16 protein-coding genes and 1 tRNA gene are annotated in these 20,014 nt (G+C 66.8%); 11 read left to right on the plus strand and 6 right to left on the minus strand.

Features of this window, described 5'->3' with window-relative positions:
- The first annotated feature begins 1 nt into the window (after position 1).
- The 3 genes from SPHME3_RS0113350 (at position 2) to SPHME3_RS0113360 (ending at position 2,825) form a co-directional block, all read left to right on the plus strand.
- Entirely contained in the window at positions 2 to 1,138 is a 1,137-nt protein-coding gene (locus tag SPHME3_RS0113350; protein WP_017978697.1) for a M23 family metallopeptidase, read from the plus strand.
- A gap of 66 nt (positions 1,139 to 1,204) precedes the next feature.
- Positions 1,205 to 2,434: a tyrosine--tRNA ligase gene (gene tyrS / locus SPHME3_RS0113355; RefSeq protein ID WP_017978696.1), complete on the plus strand. Its 1,230-nt coding sequence runs from the start codon at positions 1,205 to 1,207 to the stop codon at positions 2,432 to 2,434.
- 79 nt (positions 2,435 to 2,513) lie between these two features.
- On the plus strand, positions 2,514 to 2,825 hold the full coding sequence (locus SPHME3_RS0113360) for a PilZ domain-containing protein (protein ID WP_017978695.1): 312 nt from the start codon (positions 2,514 to 2,516) through the stop codon (positions 2,823 to 2,825).
- A 12-nt stretch (positions 2,826 to 2,837) separates the two neighbouring features.
- Here the strand turns inward: SPHME3_RS0113360 and recG are convergent, their stop codons facing one another.
- The gene (gene recG / locus SPHME3_RS0113365) at positions 2,838 to 4,889 is read right to left on the minus strand and encodes an ATP-dependent DNA helicase RecG (protein ID WP_017978694.1); all 2,052 of its coding nucleotides are present in this window, start codon (positions 4,887 to 4,889) and stop codon (positions 2,838 to 2,840) included.
- Positions 4,890 to 4,961: 72 nt separating this feature from the next.
- Here recG and SPHME3_RS0113370 point away from each other — a divergent pair, with 72 nt between their 5' ends.
- Positions 4,962 to 5,228, plus strand: coding sequence for an FAD assembly factor SdhE (locus SPHME3_RS0113370; protein ID WP_017978693.1), 267 nt, complete (start codon positions 4,962 to 4,964; stop codon positions 5,226 to 5,228).
- Between the two features lie 184 nt (positions 5,229 to 5,412).
- Positions 5,413 to 8,883 carry a transcription-repair coupling factor gene (mfd, locus tag SPHME3_RS0113375; RefSeq protein ID WP_018250817.1) on the plus strand — a complete coding sequence of 1,157 codons (3,471 nt, stop codon included), beginning with the start codon at positions 5,413 to 5,415 and terminating at the stop codon, positions 8,881 to 8,883.
- A gap of 24 nt (positions 8,884 to 8,907) precedes the next feature.
- Here mfd and SPHME3_RS0113380 read toward each other — a convergent pair whose 3' ends face one another.
- Positions 8,908 to 9,315 carry a YybH family protein gene (locus SPHME3_RS0113380; protein ID WP_017978691.1) on the minus strand — a complete coding sequence of 136 codons (408 nt, stop codon included), beginning with the start codon at positions 9,313 to 9,315 and terminating at the stop codon, positions 8,908 to 8,910.
- On the minus strand, positions 9,309 to 10,967 hold the full coding sequence (locus SPHME3_RS0113385) for a GGDEF domain-containing phosphodiesterase (RefSeq protein ID WP_017978690.1): 1,659 nt from the start codon (positions 10,965 to 10,967) through the stop codon (positions 9,309 to 9,311). Before SPHME3_RS0113385 ends, SPHME3_RS0113380 begins: the two co-directional genes overlap by 7 nt.
- Before the next feature lie 109 nt (positions 10,968 to 11,076).
- Here SPHME3_RS0113385 and moaA point away from each other — a divergent pair, with 109 nt between their 5' ends.
- The 5 genes from moaA to SPHME3_RS0113415 all read left to right on the plus strand — a co-directional run bounded on the left by moaA (position 11,077) and on the right by SPHME3_RS0113415 (position 14,698).
- The gene (gene moaA / locus SPHME3_RS0113390; RefSeq protein WP_017978689.1) at positions 11,077 to 12,090 is read left to right on the plus strand and encodes a GTP 3',8-cyclase MoaA; all 1,014 of its coding nucleotides are present in this window, start codon (positions 11,077 to 11,079) and stop codon (positions 12,088 to 12,090) included.
- Complete coding sequence (locus SPHME3_RS0113395) at positions 12,087 to 12,866, plus strand: NAD kinase (protein WP_017978688.1); 780 nt, start codon at positions 12,087 to 12,089, stop codon at positions 12,864 to 12,866. Before moaA ends, SPHME3_RS0113395 begins: the two co-directional genes overlap by 4 nt.
- 92 nt (positions 12,867 to 12,958) lie before the next feature.
- Positions 12,959 to 13,033: transfer RNA gene (locus SPHME3_RS0113400), tRNA-Asn, on the plus strand.
- A 546-nt stretch (positions 13,034 to 13,579) separates the two neighbouring features.
- Positions 13,580 to 13,996, plus strand: coding sequence for a secondary thiamine-phosphate synthase enzyme YjbQ (locus tag SPHME3_RS0113410; RefSeq protein WP_017978686.1), 417 nt, complete (start codon positions 13,580 to 13,582; stop codon positions 13,994 to 13,996).
- A 111-nt stretch (positions 13,997 to 14,107) separates the two neighbouring features.
- Entirely contained in the window at positions 14,108 to 14,698 is a 591-nt protein-coding gene (locus SPHME3_RS0113415; protein WP_017978685.1) for a CC0125/CC1285 family lipoprotein, read from the plus strand.
- Between the two features lie 203 nt (positions 14,699 to 14,901).
- Here the strand turns inward: SPHME3_RS0113415 and secA are convergent, their stop codons facing one another.
- The 3 genes from secA to SPHME3_RS0113430 all read right to left on the minus strand — a co-directional run bounded on the left by secA (position 14,902) and on the right by SPHME3_RS0113430 (position 18,709).
- A complete protein-coding gene (gene secA / locus SPHME3_RS0113420; RefSeq protein WP_017978684.1) occupies positions 14,902 to 17,652 on the minus strand; it encodes a preprotein translocase subunit SecA in 2,751 nt (916 codons plus the stop codon).
- A gap of 105 nt (positions 17,653 to 17,757) precedes the next feature.
- A complete protein-coding gene (locus tag SPHME3_RS0113425; RefSeq protein ID WP_017978683.1) occupies positions 17,758 to 18,012 on the minus strand; it encodes a hypothetical protein in 255 nt (84 codons plus the stop codon).
- 58 nt (positions 18,013 to 18,070) lie between these two features.
- Positions 18,071 to 18,709, minus strand: a complete 639-nt coding sequence (locus tag SPHME3_RS0113430) for an energy transducer TonB (protein WP_018250818.1) — start codon at positions 18,707 to 18,709, stop codon at positions 18,071 to 18,073.
- Positions 18,710 to 18,780: 71 nt separating this feature from the next.
- Here SPHME3_RS0113430 and argJ point away from each other — a divergent pair, with 71 nt between their 5' ends.
- On the plus strand, positions 18,781 to 20,013 hold the full coding sequence (gene argJ / locus SPHME3_RS0113435) for a bifunctional glutamate N-acetyltransferase/amino-acid acetyltransferase ArgJ (RefSeq protein WP_024310532.1): 1,233 nt from the start codon (positions 18,781 to 18,783) through the stop codon (positions 20,011 to 20,013).
- The last annotated feature ends 1 nt before the right edge of the window (position 20,014 follow it).

A 20,014-nucleotide genomic window follows, 5' to 3' on the forward strand; every position in this document is an offset into this window, starting at 1 on the left:
GATGGCGCGGGGTCGGACCGTCACGGGGGTAGCGCTGGCCGGGCTGATGCTGTCGGCGTGTATTCCGAGCGTCGACGACATCTCGGCCGAGGCCCCGCCCCCGCCCCGCCCCGCCTATCCCCCGGCCGCCGCTTACCCGCCGCCCGAACCCGCCGCGCGCTATCCCGAGCAGGACGCCCCGCAACCCTTGCGTGAGGAGATGCCCCCTCCCTCGCGGCAGGTGGCCATGCCCCCCACCGCGCGCCCCGCATGGGAAGCGCGGCCCGTGACGCCCGACGCGCAGGTGGTCGCGACACAGAGCTATACCGTCGCCCCGGGCGACACGTTGCGCCGGATCGCCGAGCGCACCGGTGCCAGCGCGGAGGCGATCGCGCGCGCCAACGCGCTCGAACCGCCCTTTGCGGTGCAGACGGGGCAGACACTCACCATTCCGGGCGGCCGCTATCATCTGGTGCGGCAGGGCGAGACGGGCATCGCCATCGCCCGGGCCTATGGCATCGAATGGTCGCGGATCGTCGCCGCCAATGCCCTGGAGGAACCCTATATCCTGCGGGCCGGCCAGCGTATCCTGATCCCCGGCGACCCGACCCAGGCGCCCAGCCTGGCCGAGCGCGCCGCCGCCTTCCGCCTCGACATCGACGACATCCTGACCGGCGGCGAGCCGACGCCCGCCCCCCGTCAGGCGCCCGCGCGGCCCGTCGCCAATCCGCGCCGCGTGCTGCCATCGACGGAGGTCGTCGCGGCGCCGGCGCGGCTACAAGGCGGGTTCGTCTGGCCGGTCGACGGTCAGGTCGTCCGCCGCTTCGGCCCCGGCCGCAGCGGCGAACGCAACGACGGGATCAAGATCGCGGTCCCGGTGGGCACGGCGATCCATGCGAGTGCGGACGGCGTCGTCGCCTATGCCGGCGACGGGATCGCGGCGCTGGGCGGCCTGATCATCATCAAGCACGGTGGCGGCTGGACCAGCGTCTATGGCCACGCCAGCAAGCTGCTCGTCCAACGGGGCCAGAGCGTGAAGCGGGGACAGACGATTGCGCTGTCGGGCGACACCGGCCTTGCCGACCGCCCAGAGGTGCATTTCGAGCTGCGCAAGGGGCGTACGCCGGTCGATCCGCTGAGCCAGCTGTCGGGGCGGTAACGGCCGATTGCGTCTGCCCGAATGGGACAGGGTGACGTGCGGCGTTCGGCTTGCTAACCGCGCGCCATGACCTACCAGTCCGATCTGCTGAACACGCTCGCGACGCGCGGCTACCTCCACCAGCTCACCGATGCGGCCGCGCTCGATGCGCTCGCGGCGAAGCAGGTCGTGCCCGGCTATATCGGCTTCGATCCGACCGCACCGTCGCTCCACGTCGGCAGCCTGGTGCAGATCATGCTGCTGCGCCGACTGCAACAGACCGGGCACAAGCCCGTCGTGCTGATGGGCGGCGGCACCGGCAAGATCGGCGACCCCAGCTTCAAGGACGAGGCGCGCAAACTGCTCGCCGAGGATGGGATTCAGGCCAATGTCGCGTCGATCAAGCGGATCTTCGAACGCTTCCTGACCTTCGGGGACGGCCCGACGGACGCGATCATGCTCGACAATGCCGAATGGCTCGATGCGTTGGAATACATTCCGTTCCTGCGCGACGTCGGCCAGCATTTCTCGGTCAACCGGATGCTCAGCTTCGATTCGGTGAAGCTGCGGCTGGATCGCGAACAGTCGCTTTCCTTCCTCGAATTCAACTACATGATCCTGCAAGCCTATGACTTCATGGAGCTATCGCGCCGCTGCGGTGTGCGGCTGCAGATGGGCGGCAGCGATCAATGGGGTAATATCGTCAACGGGATCGAGCTCGCCCGCCGCATGGACGGCACCGAGGTGTTCGGCGTCACTACCCCGCTGCTGACGACCGCATCAGGCGAGAAGATGGGCAAGACCGTCGCGGGCGCGGTGTGGCTGCACGAGGACCAGCTGCCGCATTTCGATTACTGGCAATTCTGGCGCAACACCGACGATCGCGACGTGGGCCGCTTCCTGCGCCTGTTCACCGATCTGCCGCTGGACGAGATCGCGCGGCTGGAGGCGCTGGAAGGCGCCGAGATCAACGAAGCCAAGAAGGTGCTTGCCAACGAGGCGACGGCGATGTGCCGCGGTCGCGCCGCTGCCGAGGACGCGGCTGAGACCGCGCGCCGCACGTTCGAGGAAGGTGCCAGCGGCGCGGCGCTGCCCAGCGTCACGGTCGCGGGCGGATCGATCAACGTCGTCGATGCGCTGATCGCGCTCGGCTTCGCCAAGTCGAAGGGCGAGGCGCGTCGCCTGATCGCGGGCGGTGGCGCCCGCATCGGCACCGACAAGGTGAGCGACGAGGCGCTGATGATCGCTGTCGGCGAAGACCCGGTTCGCCTGTCCGCGGGCAAGAAGAACCACGGCCTGCTCGTTCGGGAACAGTAAGCAAGCGTAAACGGTTACTCTTCTATCGCTTCAGTCCGGAATGGTCACGGCCACGTCCGGGGCGTGAGGAGTATCGGCCATGTCGCAAGCCCTGTCCCACCCGATCGACGGCCGTGCCGAGCCGCGCGACGAGGTGCATCATCGATGCCGTGCCGTGCTGACCGATCGTCGGACGCTGTCGGTGCTGGCGGTGAACCTGTCACCGCAGGGCGTGATGATTCGCAGCGATGCCGACGTGAGCGTCGGCGAATGGCTGCGCGTGACGCTGCCCGTGGTCGGTGAGATGCAGGCGGCCGTGCGCTGGGCGCTTGGCGGCCGGATCGGCTGCCAGTTCGAAAAGGCGATACCGGCGAACCAATATCACGCCGTCCTGGGCGCGATGCAGGGCTGACCTGCTCGCCCCTTAGCCCGACCGCAGCAGCGCCACGCCAGCGTCGCGATCGAACAGATACAGTGCGATCCGCGCCGCCTGTCCGCGCGGCCCCTCCAGCCCGCCGTCGCGATCGATCAGCAAACGGGCATCGTCCTGCGCGCAGTGGAGGAGGTCGCTGAGCATGTCCGGCAGCGCCAGACGAAACGTTACCTCGCCCGACTGACGCGTACCGAGCAATTCGCCGCCGCCGCGCAGGCGTAGATCCTCTTCCGCGATGCGGAAGCCGTCGTTCGTTTCGCGCATCAGCGCCAGCCGCGCACGCGACGTCTCGCTGAGCGACGCCCCACGCAGCAGAAGGCAGCGCGACAGGCCGCCGCCACGCCCCACCCGACCGCGTAGCTGGTGGAGCTGGGCAAGGCCGAAGCGATCGGCATGTTCGATCACGATCAGCGTGGCATTGGGCACGTCGACCCCCACCTCGATCACCGTCGTCGCGACGAGAACGGACAGACGATTGCCGGCGAACGCCTCCATCACCGCATCCTTTTCGGGCGGCTTCATCCGGCCATGGACGACACCGATCCTGTCCCCGAAGCGCGCGCGCAGCGATTCGGCGCGCATCTCGGCGGCGGCGAGGTCGCTCTTCTCGCTCTCCTCGACCAAAGGGCAGACCCAATAGGCTTGGCCACCGTCGGAGATATGGCGCCCGATCGCGTTGACGACCTCGTCCAGCCGATCCTCGGACACAACACGCGTTTCGATCGGTTCGCGGCCGGGCGGCATTTCGTCCAATCGGCTGACGTCCATCTCGCCATATTGCGCGAGCGTCAGCGTGCGCGGGATCGGGGTCGCGGTCATCGCCAGCAGGTGCGGCGGCGCCTTGCCCTTCGCTTGCAGCATCATACGCTCGGCGACGCCGAACCGGTGCTGCTCGTCGACCACGACCAGTGCCAGGTCGCGATAGCCCACCGCTTCCTGGAAGATCGCGTGCGTGCCGACGAGGATATCGATCTCGCCGCTCGCCAGCGCCATCAGCGTCGCCTCGCGCGCGCGGCCCTTGTCGCGGCCCGTGAGCACGGCGATGTTGACGTCGACGCCCGACAGCAATTTGCGCAGCGTCTCATAATGCTGGCGCGCGAGAATTTCGGTGGGGGCGAGCATCGCGCCCTGCGCGCCGGCCTCGACCGCGATCAGCAGGCTCATCGCCGCGACCAGCGTCTTGCCCGATCCGACGTCGCCTTGCAGCAGGCGCAGCATCGGCGCGGTCTGAGCGAGGTCCCCCTCGATCTCGGCGATGCTGCGCGATTGCGCGCCGGTGGGGCTATAGGGCAGGCGCAACTGGTCGCGCAGACGATAGTCGCCGACCAACGCCCTGCCCCGCCGCTTGCGCGTGTCGGCGCGCACCAGCGTCATCGCGAGCTGGTTGGCGAAGATCTCGTCATAGGCCAGGCGTTCGCGCGCCATCTTGTCGGCCGGGTCAGCGTGGATGCGGGCGAGCGCGTCGCGCCAGTCGGGCCACCCACGCTTCGCCTTCAGGCTGGGGTCGATCCATTCGGGTAGATCAGGCGCCCGCTCGATCGCCTGAGCGGCGAACCCGGCAAGGCGGCGGGACGTCATGCCTTCCGACAGCGGATAGATCGCCTCGCGTTCGCGGAAGGGTTCTTCGGGCTCGCCCAGATCGGGATGTATAATCTGGAGCGTCTCGCCATAGCTTTCCAGCTTGCCCGACACGCGGCGCGGCTCGTTCAGCGGCAGCAGCTTCTTCACCCAGCCCGACGACCCGCCAAAATAGACGAGGGAGACGTAATTGCCCTTCGCATCGGTCGCCTGCACCCGCGTCGGACCGCGGCCGGTGCTGGTGCGATAATCGCGCGGGGTCAGCGTGATCGCGATGATGCGACCGGCGTCGGCGACGTCCAGCTCTTCGCGGGGCAGGCGATCGATCCAGCCGCTCGGCAGATGAAAGGCGACGTCGACCACGCGCTCCAGCCCCAGCCGGTCGAGCGGCTTGGCGAGCGCAGGCCCCACGCCTTTCAGCGCGGTGACCTCGGCGAACAGCGGATTGAGGATGGCGGGACGCATGACTACATGACCCCTCTAGCCTACCCGACCGATGCCGTCAGCATCCGCCGGGCTATTCGTATTGGATGACCTATGGATCACGCCACCCGCTTGAAGCGCCTGAAATTCCGCGCCTGGCATCGCGGCACGAAAGAGGCGGATCTGATGATCGGCGGCTTCTTCGATGCGCATGGCGCGGGGTGGACGCCCGAACAGCTCGACTGGTTCGAGGCGCTGTTGGAGGAACAGGATGTCGATATCATGGCCTGGGCGATCGGATCGATGCCCTGCCCGCCGGAATGGGAGGGCGACATGATGATGCAGATGCGCTCGCTGAGCTACGTGCCGGTGGCGGAGTAGGCACTAGCTCCGTCTGTTCCCCCGTCACCCCGGACTTGTTCCGGGGTCCACCGAGCCGCACGGGGGCGGCATGAGCCTCTGGCTATTCCCTCGCCGCAGAGTGGACCCCGGAACAAGTCCGGGGTGACGATAGATTTGGGGCAGCCGTTCGCCCGTAAGTCGCCTGCCTTCTTCAAGGACCATGATGCCCGACCTCAAGACGATCCTGACCGCCAAGACGCCGCTGACGCTGTCGGGCGTGCCCGCCGGGTTCCAGCCGTCGCTGCTCGCCGACCTCGCCCGCGCAGCGAAGGGGCGCGCGGTGTTCATCGCGCCGGACGATGCCGCGATGCGCGCCGTTGCGGCGACGGCGCCGTTCTTCGCGCCCGAGCTGGAGGTGATCGTCTTCCCGGCCTGGGACTGCCTGCCCTATGACCGCGCCTCGCCGACGCTGCGGATCATGGCGGAGCGGATCGCGGCGCTCTACCGGTTGCAGCGCCCGGCCAAGGGTCCGCAGCTCGTCCTGACGACCGCCAATGCGGCGACGCAGCGTGTGCTGACGCCGTTCCGGATACGCCAGCTGGTGGCGACGCTGGAGCCAGGCGCGCGGATCGATCGCGACGATCTTGCCAAGCTGCTCCAGGCAAACGGCTATGTGCGCACCGAAACCGTCCACGATCAGGGCGAATATGCCGTGCGCGGCGGCATCGTCGACCTGTATCCGAGCGGGGAAGAGCAGGCGCTGCGCCTCGACTTCTTCGGCGACGAGATCGAGACGGTACGTACGTTCAGCCCCGAGGATCAGCGTACCACCGGCCGGATCGACGGCTTCACGCTGTTGCCCGCGTCCGAGGCGCTGCTCGACGAGGAATCGATCAAGCGCTTCCGCACGCGCTATCGCGACAAGTTCGGTGCGACCGCGACCGGCGATCCACTGTACCAGGCGATCAGCGATGGGCGTCGCCTTGCCGGCATGGAGCATTGGCTGCCGCTGTTCGAAGACAAATTGGCGACGCTGTTCGACCATCTGTCCGCCGACGACGTCATCGTGCGCGATTTCGGCGTGCCCGGCGCGGTCGAGGGGCGAATGGAGGCGGTCGCCGATTATTACGAAAACCGCCAGCGCGCTGAGGCTGCACAGCCCGGCAGCTATCGGCCGCTCGCCGCGAAGACCCTGTACCTCGACGCCAAGGAATGGGCGGCAGGGCTGGAGGCGTGTCACGCGCATCTGACCACGCCCTTCCACGAGCCCGAGAGCGCAACCGTGCTCGATTTCGGCGTCGATGGCGCGCGGGATTTCGCACCGGAGCGGTCGGGCGGTGCGAACGTCTACGAAGCGGTGGTCAAACACCTGGGCGCGCTGCGCAAACAGGGCAAGAAGCCGGTCCTCGCCAGCTATTCGGTCGGCGCGCGCGAGCGGCTGGGCAATCTGCTGAAGGATCACGGCCTCAACGGCGCCAAGGCGGCGGACAGCTGGCATGAGGCGCTGGGCATCGCCGATACGTCGAAGAGTGCCGGCGTCGCGCTGGTCGTGCTGCCGCTCGACCATGGCTTCACCGCGCCCGACGTCGCGGTACTGACCGAACAGGACATGCTCGGCGACCGCCTCGTCCGCCGGGCGAAGCGCAAGAAGTCGGCGGATGCCTTCCTTGCCGAACTGGCGACGCTGACACCGGGTGATCTCGTCGTCCACGCCGATCATGGCATCGGCAAATATCTGGGGCTGACCTCGATCCCCGTCGGCCAGTCGCCGCACGACTGCGTCGCGGTGGAATATGCCGGCGGCGACAAATTGTTCGTGCCGGTCGAGAATCTCGAGGTCCTGTCGCGCTACGGCTCATCGGAAGAGGGCGCGAGCCTGGACCGGCTGGGCGGCGAGGCGTGGCAGCGGCGCAAGTCGAAGATGAAGGAGCGCATCCGGGAGATCGCGGGCGAGCTCATCAAGACCGCCGCCGAACGCGCGCTGCATCCGGGTGACGTGCTGGAGCCTGATCCCGCCGGCTATCCCAGCTTCGTCGATCGCTTCCCTTATGCCGAAACCGACGACCAGGATCGCGCGATCGAGGACGTGCTGGGCGACCTCGGCGCCGGCCGTCCGATGGACCGGCTGATCGTCGGCGACGTCGGGTTCGGCAAGACCGAGATCGCGCTGCGCGCCGCCTTCGTCGCGGCGATGGCGGGCAAGCAGGTCGCGGTCGTCTGCCCGACGACGTTGCTCGCGCGCCAGCATTTCAACAATTTCAGCGCGCGGTTCGAAGGCTTTCCGATGAACATCGGTCGCCTCAGCCGCCTCGTTCCTGCGGCCGAGGCGAAGCGGGTCAAGGAGGGGCTGGCGGACGGCAGCATCGACGTCGTCATCGGCACGCATGCGCTGCTGGCGAAGGCGATCGACTTCAAGCGCCTGGGCCTCGTCATCGTCGACGAGGAACAGCGGTTCGGCGTCACCCACAAGGAGCGGCTGAAGGCGCTGCGGGCGGACGTGCATATGCTTACCCTCACCGCGACGCCGATCCCGCGCACGTTGCAGATGGCGATGAGCGGCATCCGCGAACTATCGGTCATCCAGACGCCGCCGGTCGACCGCCTCGCGGTCCGCACCTATGTCATCCCCTGGGACCCGGTGGTACTGCGCGAGGCGTTGCTGCGCGAACATTATCGCGGCGGGCAGAGCTTCATCGTCACGCCGCGCGTCGCCGACCTGCCCGACCTGGAAGAGTATCTCCGCAACGAGGTGCCCGAGGTCCGCTACGTTATCGCGCATGGCCAGATGAGCGCGACCGAGGTCGAGGAGCGGATGAGCGCCTTCTACGACAAGAAGTTCGAGGTGCTCGTCTCGACCACGATCATCGAAAGCGGCATCGACATCGCCTCGGCCAATACGATGATCGTCAATCGCGCCGACCGCTTCGGCCTCGCCCAGCTGTACCAGCTACGCGGCCGCGTCGGCCGGTCGAAGACGCGCGCCTATGCCTATCTGGTGACGCCGCCCGAACGGATGATGACCGACACGGCGGAGAAGCGGCTGAAGGTGTTGAGCGATCTCGACAGCCTGGGCGCTGGGTTCCAGCTCGCCAGCCACGACCTCGACATTCGCGGCGCGGGCAATCTGCTCGGCGACGAACAATCGGGGCATATTAAGGAGGTTGGGTACGAACTCTACCAATCGATGTTGGAAGAGGCGATCATGGACGCCAAGGCCGGCGGGCTGAAGGGCGACCGTCCGCGCGACTTCTCGCCGCAGATTACCGTCGACGCGCCGATCCTGATCCCCGACGATTACGTGCCCGACCTCGACCTGCGGATGGGCCTGTACCGCCGCCTCAACGAGCTGGAAGACAATCGCGAGATCGAAGCCTTCGCCGCCGAGATGATCGACCGCTTCGGTCCGCTGCCCGATGCGACCGAGAACCTCATCAAGGTGATCGAGATCAAGCTCAATGCGCGCAAGGCCTGCATCGCCAAAATGGATGTGGGGCCGCGCGGCGTGCTGGTCGGCTTCCACGACGATACGCCGCCGAACGTCGCTGGTCTGCTCGCCTATGTCGAGCGGCTCAACGGCGTTGCCAAGCTGCGCCCCGACAGCAAGCTGGTGCTGCAGCGGGCGTGGCCGGACGCCAAGTCGCGCCTGCATGGCGCGTTGCAGCTGTCGAAGGGGCTCGCGAAAGCAGCGGGGTGATGGCGGCTTAAGCGGGTTTCGAACTCAGCTGCTGTGGTCGGCGATGATCTTCCAGCCGCGAGCCTGCTTCTCGAACAGCAGCGACGTCATGCCCTTGTCGCTGCGACCATCGGGATAGGCCAGTTGCCATTCCGCCCAGAGCATGCGGTGGGTCGCATCCACCGCCCGCGCGCCGAGGATCCGAAACGACAGCGCGCCGCGCTTGCTCGCATCGGCGCCATAGCTTTTGTCATAGCGCGCCGCGATCGCCGCCTTCCCGCGGACGAGGCCATTCTTCGTCACGAACACCGCATCGTCGGCGTAGATCGCAAGGAAGCGGGGCATGTCCCCGGCGCTCCAGCCTGCCGCGCTGTCCGCCAGCGCTGCCTCGATCGCCGCCTGCGCATCCTGCACCGGGGCCGGCAATGCCAGCGCCGCCACGATCGTCAGCATGTCCCGTCTCCCACCATCGCTGCCAATGCTGCGTCATCCAGTGCGGGCGCGAGCAGGAAGCCCTGGTAGAAGGCGCAGCCCTCCGCCGCCAGCAGCTGCCGCTGGGTATCGGTTTCGATCCCCTCCGCCACGACGGCGAGGCCCAGCGAGCGCGCCAGCGTCATCACCGCGCGCACCACGCCGCGGTGGCGCCGCGTCCGCTCGATGCCCAGCGCCAGCGCCTTGTCGAGCTTGAGGTAATCGAGCGGCAGCGTGGTGAGATAGGCGAGGCTGGAATAGCCCGTGCCGAAATCGTCGAGCGCCACGCGCAGCCCCGCCGCGCGCAGATCGGTGAGGATCGCCGCCGCGCGATCGAGATTGTGGATCGCGCCACTCTCCGTCACCTCGACCGTCAGCCGGTCGCACGCCACGCCGCTGGCGCCGACGCGCCGCAGGAAGGAATAGGCGAAACCGGGCCGGCCGAGGTCGCCGGCGGTGATGTTGAGCGCGACGCGCACATGCGACAGCGATTCGGGCCACGCGGCGATTCGCGCCAGCACCAGCCCCTGGATATGATCGGACAGGACGAGGCCGAGATCGGCACGCTCCGCCGCGGCAAACAGCACGTCTGCGCCGAGTGGCCCCAGCCGCCCGTGCCGCCAGCGTGCCAGTGCCTCGACCCCGGTGATACGCCGCGAATCGATTCGCGCCTGCGGCTGGAACAGGATGTCGATCTCGTCGCGCTCGATCGCAAAATGCAGGTCGATGGCGAGCGAATCGATCGGCGCCGTGTGCTCGGGTCCGGCGACGCGAATCGTCGGCCCGTCGCTGGCCTTCGCCGACACCAATGCCTCCGCGGCACGGTGGAGCAGGCTGGCGGCATCATCGCCCGGTGCGCTCTCCGCCAAGCTCCAGCGACTGCCCAGCACCGCCTGTCGCCCCCCCACCGCAATCGGACGCGACAGGGCGCCATCAAGGGCACGTGCGAGGCCGACCAGCGCGCCCTGCTCCGCCACCGCCGCAACGACGATATCGCCGCCGCGCGGCGCGCCGACCACCGCATCGTCGCCCAGCAGCTCGGCGGCCATCGTACGAACCTGCCGATGCGCCTCGGCGATCAGCGCGTCGCCCACCGCACGACCTCGTGCGGCATTCAGGATATCGAGCCGCGACAGTGCGATCCTGACGATGCCGACCTGACGCCCGGCTTCGAGCCAGGCCGAAATCGGCTCGCTGACGTCTTCCGGATCGGCGCGCAGCCCGAACGCCGGGCCGCGCCGCTCGCCCTGATGGCGGGTCGCGTGCCGCGCCGCAAAGCGCAGGGCGAGCTGGATATCGGCCGGATCGCCCGTCTCCCGCAGGAAATGCGTGGCGCCCGCGGCGTAGAGCTGGTCGAGCGTATCGCCGTCGTCAGTCAGCACCAGCAGCGCCGCGCCGGTCGCGGCGATCAGGCCGCCCAGCGCGCGGACCGCCGCCAGACCGGCCGCCGGCGCCTTCCGCCCATCGACCAGGATCACCGCCGCGCCACTCGCCAGCGCCCGCGCGACCAGTTCACGCCCGCCGGTATCGACGACCGGCGCCCAGCCGTCGTCCTGCGCCAGCGCCGCGAGCGCTGCCGCATCATCGTCCTGCGCGACGATGAACAATCGTGTGCTGTCGGTAACGGTCCCCATTCCCTTCCTGCCTAAGCGCGCGGGGGTTAACCGACAATGCTGTGTCACGGTGAAGCGGGCTTAACGGAACGGACTTGTCGGCGGATGGTTGTCAGCCTAGCCCCATGTCATGACCAGCGCCCTTGCCCCCTCCGCCGACCCGCTGGTCGATCCGCAGGGACGGACGATCCGCTATCTGCGGATCTCCGTCACCGATCGGTGCGACTTGCGCTGCCGCTATTGCATGGCGGAGCAGATGACGTTTCTGCCCCGTGCTAAGCTGCTGACCCTCGACGAAATCGCGATCATCGCCGAACGCTTCATCGCGCGCGGCGTGACCAAGATCCGCCTGTCGGGCGGCGAGCCGCTGGTGCGTCGCGACGTCGCCGATCTGGTGCAGCGGCTGGGCCGGCACGTGGGGGCAGGACTCGACGAGCTGACGATGACGACCAACGGCACGCGGCTCGCGCAGTACGCCGATGCGCTGGTCGATGCCGGAATCCGGCGCATCAACGTCAGTCTCGACAGCCTCGACCCCGATCGCTTCCGCTACATCACGCGGCACGGCGACCTGACGCAGGTGCTGGACGGCATCGCCGCCGCAAAGCGCGCCGGGCTGGCGGTGAAGATCAACGCCGTCGCGCTCGCCGGCCTCAATGAAGACGAAATTCCGGCGATGCTGCAATGGTGCATCGACGAGGGCCACGACCTGTCGCTGATCGAGACGATGCCGCTGGGCGCGGTGGATGAGGATCGTACCGATCGCTTCGTGCCGCTGACCCGCGTGTTCGAGGCACTGTCGGCACGCTTCCCCTTGTATCGCGCCACGCATCGCACCGGCGGCCCGGCGCGCTATTGGCAGGTCGAGGGTACCGCCACCCGCCTCGGCCTCATCTCGCCACTCACCGCCAATTTTTGCGACGGCTGCAATCGCGTAAGGCTGACGACCGAGGGCAAACTCTATATGTGCCTGGGGCATGACGATCAGGTCGACCTCAAGGCAGCCCTGCGCGACGGCGGCATTGACGGGCTGGATGCCGCGATCGATCGCGGCTTGCTGCGCAAGCCTGCGCGCCACGATTTCCGCATCGCGGCGGGCGCTGCACCGGCGGTGGCGCGCCATATGAGCGTGACCGGGGGATGACCGATTATCAGCGGCGGGCGCTTGTCGCCTCGCCCACGGCCCCTGCCCGCGCCGCGGCCGCCGAACTGGCGGACGCTGCCGACTGGGTCGATCCCGCCGAGGCCGACGTCATCATCGCGCTGGGCGGCGATGGCTTCATGCTCCAGACGCTGCACGGCCTGCTCGACCGGCGCCGCCCGCCCGTGCCCGTCTTCGGGATGAACCTCGGCACGGTCGGCTTCATGATGAACGAATGGCGCCGCCACGGCATCGACGAGCGGCTGGCACGCGCCAAGCCGTTCAAGGTGTCGCCGCTTGCCGCCACCGTCACCGGCATCGACGGGCGCGTCCATCAGGCGCCGGCGATCAACGAAGTCTCGCTATTGCGCGAAACCCGCCAGACCGCGAAGCTCGAGGTGACCGTCAACGAACGCGTCGTCATGCCGGAACTGGCGTGCGACGGCATCCTCGTCGCCACGCCGGCGGGGTCGACCGCCTATAATTTGTCCGCGCAGGGTCCTATCCTGCCGCTGGGGTCGAACATGCTGGCGCTGACGCCGATCAGCCCGTTCCGCCCGCGGCGCTGGCGCGGCGCGATCCTGCCGGACAAGGCGCGCATCTCGCTGCGCGTGCTCGATGCCGCCAAGCGCCCGGTATCCGCCGTCGCCGACCAGCGCGAATTCCGCGACGTCGCCGAAGTGAGCGTCGCGATCGACCGCGCGCGCGAGCTGACCCTGTTGTTCGACCCCGAACATGCGCTCGACGACCGCATCACGATGGAGCAATTCATCGCCTGATCCGCCGATGCCGCACGAAGCTGTGGAAAACTCGCTTTAACGGGTTGCGCCGCAAAAATTCGTGGGTATAGACGCCCTCCACGACGCAGCGTTCCCTGATAGCTCAGCGGTAGAGCTCTCGACTGTTAATCGAGCGGCCGTAGGTTCGAATCCTACTCAGGGAGCCATTTTCACCCACATCGTCAGCGTCTTGTGCGCAGCCGGGCAGCGAAATCGCTTGCACCGGCTTCGACTCGTCCGCATCATGCCCCGATGCGAGAAGCGATCAACGCTTCCGCTGGAGAGGCTTTGCTATGATCTTTCTGGAAGTGGCGATCGGCGCCATGGCTGCCGCCCTGTTGACCGTCCCCGTGCTGATGGCCGTCACCGGCAAGAAGCCCGTCGACAGCGAATAGTTTTCCGACGGATAGGGATCGGCCGCGACGCCGCGCGTGCGCCGTCCTGCGCCCGTCGACCCCGCTTCATTGCAAACGTCCAGTGCGTGGCGCCCCCTTGGCGGCGTTCGTACGCATTAAGAGGCTACTGGGCAGCCCCGGCTTGCCCGAGTTCCCGCGATCGTTGCGATGAAAGTCAGCATCCGTGCCACGGCGCGGCGCTGAAGTCTGCGATGCAGCGGTTTTGCGCGGGCATCGTCTATATCCTTTGACGCAGTCAGGGTCCGAACGTGGCGACAGCGCGTTGGCAAGGCACCTCAACCGCAAAAAGGAGCCAACATGCATCAATCGGTCGGCACGCTGACGATCCAGACGCGCCGCAAAGGATTGGTCGACATCACCGCACCCGTCTGCGAATGGCTGGCGGCGCAGGGGATCGGCGACGGCCTGCTCACGCTCTTTTGCCGGCATACCTCGGCCTCGTTGGTCATCCAGGAAAATGCCGCACCGGCCGTCCGCCGCGACATGGAGGCCTATTTCGATCGACTCGCGCCCGAAAGCGCCGCGTACGAACATGACGACGAAGGGCCGGACGATATGCCCGCGCATCTGAAGGCGGCGCTGACCGGCGTTCAGCTGTCGATACCGGTTGCAGGCGGCGAACCGATGCTGGGGACGTGGCAGGGTATCTATCTGTTTGAGCACCGGATTGCGCCGCATCGGCGCAGCGTCGCTTTGCATGTCATCGGCGCGTGATCGCGACGAAACGTTGCCGGACGGAGCCAAGTCGTTCATCGCTCGTTCGGACGGAAGTGGATATACGCGCGGGGGTTCGCCGCACCCGCGCGCGAATGGAGTATTGGTGTCATGATGCATCTTGGCCGCAAGGCTATGGTCGCGGCGCTCGCCGCCTCCACGTTGATGGTCGCGGGCTGCGCGACCGAAACCACCTATCGTCCCGCCACCGGGCAGGGTTTCAACCGCACGGGCTATAGCGACCGTCAGATCGAACCGGGTCGCTTCCTGGTCAATTTCGCCGGCAACAGCGTGACGTCGCGCGACACGGTCGAACGCTATCTGCTGTTCCGTGCTGCCGAGCTGACGTTGCAGAACGGCTATGACTATTTCGTCATGGCCAACCGCGACACCGATCTGCAGTCGCGCACCTATACGACGCCGGGCATTGGCGGCGGCTGGGGCTATGGTGGCTTCGGCGGCTATTGGGGTCCGTCGTGGCGCTATTATGGCCGCGGGTTCGGCTGGCGCACGTGGGACCCATGGTTCGGCGGTGGCTTCGGCCCCTGGGGTAACGACTTCGATATTCGCACGATCGATCGCTACGAAGCGAGCGCCGAGATCGTGATGCGCAAGGGCCCGATCCCACGCGATAACCTCCGCGCCTTCGACGCTCGCGCGGTGGTCAACAGCATCGGCCCGAGCGTAGTGCTACCGAAGTAAGACTGCTTCAGATGTAACGAAAAAGGCCGGGTCACCGCAGGGTGGCCCGGCCTTTTCGTGTGTAGCGGTTGCGGTATTACTGCCGTCACCTCCGGACGTGTTCCGAGGTCCACTCTGCGGCGAAGGGAGGTCTAGCTGTCCCCGCGGCCCAGTAGACCTCGGAACAAGTCCGGGGCGACGGAGGATGTGTGGGAGGGCGCCCCTTACACCGTCACCGCGCCGTGGCAATGCTTGTACTTCCGCCCCGAACCGCACGGGCACGGCGCGTTGCGGTTCACGCGGCCGTCCCACAGCTCCGGATTGTCGCCCAGCTCTGTCGGGACATCCGGCTGCATCATCTGCATCGGCGGAATCTGCGCGGTGATGCGCCCCATCGTGCCGGCATCGATGTCGTTCGAATCGTCTTCGCCCGTGAACGGGTCGAAATGCGTGGTGATGAAGTCGGGCAGTTCGGGCAGGTCGGTCGGCAGCGGCTGCAGCTGGAATTGCGCGTGCGCGATCGTCTTCGTCACGTCCTCGCGGATCGCGTCGAGCATCCGCTGGAACAGGCTGAAGGCCTCCTGCTTATACTCGTTGATCGGCGTCTTCTGCGCATAGGCGCGCAGGTGGACGACCTGGCGCAGCGCGTCGAGCGTCGCCAGATGCTCCTTCCAGTGATGGTCCAGGTTCTGGAGCAGGATCGACTTTTCGACCTGCGTCCACGTCTCCGGCTCCAGCTCCGCCGACTTGGCGGCGATGGCGGCGTCGGCGGCTTCCTGCACGCGCTCTTCGACGATCTCGGGGTCGATCGCCTCTTCCTTCAGCCAGTCGTCGATCGGCAGGTCGAGGTTGAGCACGTCGACCAGACCCGCCTTCATGCCCTCGATATCCCATTGCTCGGGATAGCTGTTGGGCGGGCACGCACCGCCGACGATCACGTTGACCGTCTCGGCACGCATGTCGGTGACGACGTCGCCCACCGCATCGGCATCCATGATGTCGGCACGCTGTTCGTAGATGACCTTGCGCTGGTCGTTCATCACGTCATCATATTCGACGACCTGCTTGCGGATGTCGTAGTTGCGCGCCTCGACCTTCTTCTGCGCGGTCTCGATCGCCTTCGACAGCCACTTGCTGCCGATCGCTTCGCCGTCCTCGATATTCGAGCGCATCATGCGCGCAAAGAGCGTGTCCGGCCCGAAGATGCGCAGCAGATCGTCGTCGAGGCTGAGGTAGAAACGCGACAGGCCGGGATCGCCCTGGCGGCCAGACCGGCCGCGCAGCTGATTGTCGATGCGGCGCGATTCGTGACGCTCGGTGCCGAGCACGAACAGACCGCCTGCGGCGAGCACCTCCTGCTTCTCGACCTCGATCTCGGCGCGGATGCGCGTCGCCTCGGCTTCATATTCGGGCGTGCCCTCGACAAGGTCCGGATGCTCGTCGAGCATGCGGAATTCGAGGTTGCCGCCGAGTTTGATGTCGGTGCCGCGACCCGCCATGTTCGTCGCGATCGTGACGGCGGCCTTGCGGCCCGCCTGCGCCACGATATGCGCCTCCATCTCGTGGTAGCGCGCGTTCAACACCTTATGCTCGACGCCTTCCTGGACCAGGAATTCGCTGAGCAGTTCGGACTTTTCGATCGACACCGTGCCGACCAGCACCGGCTGGCCCAGCGCGGCATGTTCGCGGATCTTTTTGGCGATCGCGCGGAACTTGTCGTTGGTATCCTTGTAGAATTCGTCTTCCTCGTCGATCCGCTGCACCGGCACGTTGGTGGGGATCGTCACGACGTTCATCTTGTAGATGTCGTAGAATTCGGCCGCCTCGGTCGCCGCGGTGCCGGTCATGCCGGCAAGCTTCGGGTACATGCGGAAATAATTCTGGAAGGTGATCGAGGCCATCGTCTGGTTCTCGGGCTCGATCGTGACGCCCTCCTTCGCTTCGACCGCCTGATGCAGGCCGTCCGACCAGCGGCGCCCGTCCATCATGCGGCCGGTGAATTCGTCGATGATGACGACCTTGCCGTCCTTGACGATGTAATCGGTGTCCGCCTTGAACATCATGTTGGCGCGCAGCGACTGGTTCAGATGGTGGACGACCTGCGTGTTCTCGAAATCGTACAGGTTCGCGCCCTGCAGCAGGTCGGCGGCTTCCAGCAGACGCTCGGCGCGTTCGGTGCCGTCCTCGGTCAGGATGATCGTCTTCTGCTTCTCATCCTTCTCGTAATCGTCGGGGGTGAGCTGCTTCACGATCGCGTCGACGCTCATGTACAGCTCCGACTTGTCGTCGGTGGGGCCCGAGATGATCAGCGGCGTGCGGGCTTCGTCGATCAGCACCGAATCGACCTCGTCGACGATTGCCATGGCAAAGGCACGCTGCACCATGCTGCTGCGCTCATACTTCATGTTGTCGCGCAGATAGTCGAAGCCGAACTCGTTGTTCGTGCCGTAGGTGATGTCGCTGTTATAGGCGGCGCGGCGCTGTTCGTCGGTCAGGTTCGGGATGATGACGCCGACCGTGAGGCCGAGGAAACGATACACCTGCCCCATCCACTCCGCGTCGCGTGCGGCGAGATAGTCGTTGACGGTGATGACGTGGACGCCATCGCCCGGCAGCGCGTTAAGATAAGTGGCGAGCGTCGCGACCAGCGTCTTGCCCTCACCCGTGCGCATCTCGGCGATCTCGCCGCGATGGAGCACGATGCCGCCGATCATCTGCACGTCGAAGTGGCGCATGCCGAGCACGCGCACCGCCGCCTCGCGCACCGTCGCGAAGGCTTCGGGCAATAGGTCGTCGAGCTTGGTGCCGTTCGCCAGCTGCTCGCGGAACTTGGCGGTCTGGCCCGACAGTTCCTCGTCGGACAGCGCCTGGAGCTGCGGTTCGAACGCAGCGATTTTGTGGACGATGCTGCCCAGCGACTTCACGTAACGATCGTTGGATGACCCGAAAATGGACTTGGCAAGGCCGCCGAACATAGGCTGATTCCTGATGATTGTGCGCGCGCGCACGGACGAAGGGCGCGCAGCGTCGAGTGCATGAAAAGATGGGGTCGGCCGTGGCCGAAGCAACGCACGCGCGCGCTATTCGCGCCGGCGGCTCGCAAAAAGAGGCTCGACCGCGGGCAGCGCCAGCACGGTCGTGACGCCCAGATCGGCCAGCGCGGCCAGCCCCGGCACCCGCTGTTGCGGCCGGCTGGCCGCGCGAGCGGCCCGCACCTCGGCCTGCACGCTCGCCACGATCCCCGCTGCGGCATGCGCCGCCACCGGCGCACGCGCCGCAGAGGCGCCGCCGGTCAGGGCGGACAGCAGCGCGGAAAGGAGCAGCAGCAGGTTCACAGGGGCAGTCCCTATTGCAGATGCGGTCCGTCGTCCATCCGCATCCGTCCGTCGCATCTCATTCGAAACTCACGCTCGACGTCATTCGGCGATGAATGATCGCCTTGATGGGTTTGCCGGCGCGAACATACCCGACGCCCATTGGCGTACCTGGAGGGTTCTGTGCGCAGGGGTCTGTGGGCATGTACGTCGGCTTTGCCTCGATCACGCGACAACTTTCCACCCTACCATCGAACCCCACGGTGATCGCTACGTCGGCAACGTAATCTTCCATGGTGGTCGTCGCGACATCGATCGGCTTCGTGGGGGTGAAGGGCTGGCCGATCGAAACGGCGGAATCACCCTCTGGGATCTTCCAGACGATTCGACGCTCGAATGTCCGGCCGGATGGACCGGGAACGAATTGCGCGCGAGCGACCAAAGTGGCGCATGTGCCCTCATCAAGACGTGCGTACCCGCTCGAACTCACGATCTGGCAGGCCGTCACGCGGCCCGTCGAATCGACGACGAGCCGAACGGCGACCGTACCGGCTTCGCGCGCCCGCAGGGATGCCGGCGGATAATCAGCGTAGCCGATCCAGTCGGCCGGATTGTTTGCCGGTTCTGCCTTCGCGCTCGCCGCAGCATTATCTTGGCCCGGCAGAGCCGCGCCGGTCAGCGTGAGAGATGCTACTAGCACCATCGCTTTCGAAACCATCGTCCCTCCCCTTTTCAACTGTCATCGTTCCGTCGTTGAAGCCGCTACGCGAGCTTCTATAGGCTTGAGACATGACAGATCATGCCCGTTCGCCGCTAGCCCCCGCCTCTTTCCCCGCCCTGCCTGCCATTGCCGGTGTCACCCCGCATGTCGCCCGCGCACGGTACAAGACGTGGGATCGCTGCGACCTCACCTTCGTGACGCTGACCGAGGGCACCAGCGTGGCGGGCGTGCTGACGCAAAGCAAATGCCCCTCGCCCGAAGTCGAATGGTGCCGGCAGGCGCTGCCCTTGGGCCAGGCGCGTGCGCTGGTCGTCAATGCCGGCAACTCCAACGCCTTCACCGGCAATCGCGGCCGCGCGGCGGTGGAGGCGATCGCGGCGCGCACCGCGCAGCACGTCGGTTGCCAGCCGTCGGACGTGTTCGTCGCCTCGACCGGGGTTATCGGCGTGCCGCTGCCGATCGACAAGGCAGAAGCGGGCCTTGACGCCGCCTTCGCCGCGACCCCGTGCGATTGGCTGGCGGTGGCGGAGACGATCGGCACGACCGACACCTATCCGAAAGGCGCGATGACGACCGCGATCGTCGATGGCCGGACCGTCACGCTGGTCGGCATCATCAAGGGATCGGGCATGATCGCGCCGGACATGGCGACGATGCTCGGCTTCATCTTCACCGATGCGGCGGTCGCGCCCGGCTTCCTGCAAGGCGCGTTGGCGGCGGCGAATGGCAAGACCTTCTCGTGCATCACGGTGGATGGCGATACGTCGACCAGCGACACGGTCCTCGCCTTCGCCACGGGGGCGGCGGGCAATGACCCGATCGAGAGCAGCGACAGCGCGGGCGCCGATGCCTTCGCCGCTGCGCTTGCCGACCTCTGCCACCAGCTCGCGATGCTGGTCGTCCGCGACGGCGAGGGCGCGACCAAGCTGATCGAGATCGCGGTCGAGGGTGCGGAGAGCGACCGTTCCGCGCACCGCATCGCCATGTCGATCGCCAATTCGCCGCTGGTGAAGACTGCGATCGCGGGCGAGGACGCCAATTGGGGCCGCGTCGTGATGGCGGTGGGCAAGGCGGGTGAACCCGCCGAGCGCGACCGTCTGTCGATCCGCTTCGGCGACACGCAGGTTGCGCAGGCGGGCCTTGCGGTCGAGGGCTATGATGAGGCGCCGGTCGCCGCGCACCTCAAGGGCCAGCATATCGAAATCGGGGTCGATATCGGCCTGGGCGATGGCACCGCCACGGTTTGGACCTGCGATCTGACCCACGGCTACATCTCGATCAACGCCGATTATAGGAGCTGAC

It is taken from the genome of Sphingomonas melonis DAPP-PG 224 (genome assembly GCF_000379045.1).
GTDB classification, from domain to species: Bacteria; Pseudomonadota; Alphaproteobacteria; order Sphingomonadales; family Sphingomonadaceae; genus Sphingomonas; species Sphingomonas aquatilis.

Coding starts and splice junctions, on each gene's coding strand:
- SPHME3_RS0113415 (WP_017978685.1), top strand. CDS start 14,108: ATGATGCATCTTGGCCGCAAGGCTATGGTCGCGGCGCTCGCCGCCTCC.
- SPHME3_RS0113395 (WP_017978688.1), top strand. CDS start 12,087: ATGACCGATTATCAGCGGCGGGCGCTTGTCGCCTCGCCCACGGCCCCT.
- moaA (WP_017978689.1), top strand. CDS start 11,077: ATGACCAGCGCCCTTGCCCCCTCCGCCGACCCGCTGGTCGATCCGCAG.
- argJ (WP_024310532.1), top strand. CDS start 18,781: ATGACAGATCATGCCCGTTCGCCGCTAGCCCCCGCCTCTTTCCCCGCC.
- SPHME3_RS0113410 (WP_017978686.1), top strand. CDS start 13,580: ATGCATCAATCGGTCGGCACGCTGACGATCCAGACGCGCCGCAAAGGA.
- SPHME3_RS0113430 (WP_018250818.1), bottom strand. CDS start 18,709: ATGGTTTCGAAAGCGATGGTGCTAGTAGCATCTCTCACGCTGACCGGC.
- recG (WP_017978694.1), bottom strand. CDS start 4,889: ATGCGTCCCGCCATCCTCAATCCGCTGTTCGCCGAGGTCACCGCGCTG.
- SPHME3_RS0113370 (WP_017978693.1), top strand. CDS start 4,962: ATGGATCACGCCACCCGCTTGAAGCGCCTGAAATTCCGCGCCTGGCAT.
- mfd (WP_018250817.1), top strand. CDS start 5,413: ATGCCCGACCTCAAGACGATCCTGACCGCCAAGACGCCGCTGACGCTG.
- SPHME3_RS0113360 (WP_017978695.1), top strand. CDS start 2,514: ATGTCGCAAGCCCTGTCCCACCCGATCGACGGCCGTGCCGAGCCGCGC.
- SPHME3_RS0113380 (WP_017978691.1), bottom strand. CDS start 9,315: ATGCTGACGATCGTGGCGGCGCTGGCATTGCCGGCCCCGGTGCAGGAT.
- SPHME3_RS0113385 (WP_017978690.1), bottom strand. CDS start 10,967: ATGGGGACCGTTACCGACAGCACACGATTGTTCATCGTCGCGCAGGAC.
- SPHME3_RS0113350 (WP_017978697.1), top strand. CDS start 2: ATGGCGCGGGGTCGGACCGTCACGGGGGTAGCGCTGGCCGGGCTGATG.
- tyrS (WP_017978696.1), top strand. CDS start 1,205: ATGACCTACCAGTCCGATCTGCTGAACACGCTCGCGACGCGCGGCTAC.
- secA (WP_017978684.1), bottom strand. CDS start 17,652: ATGTTCGGCGGCCTTGCCAAGTCCATTTTCGGGTCATCCAACGATCGT.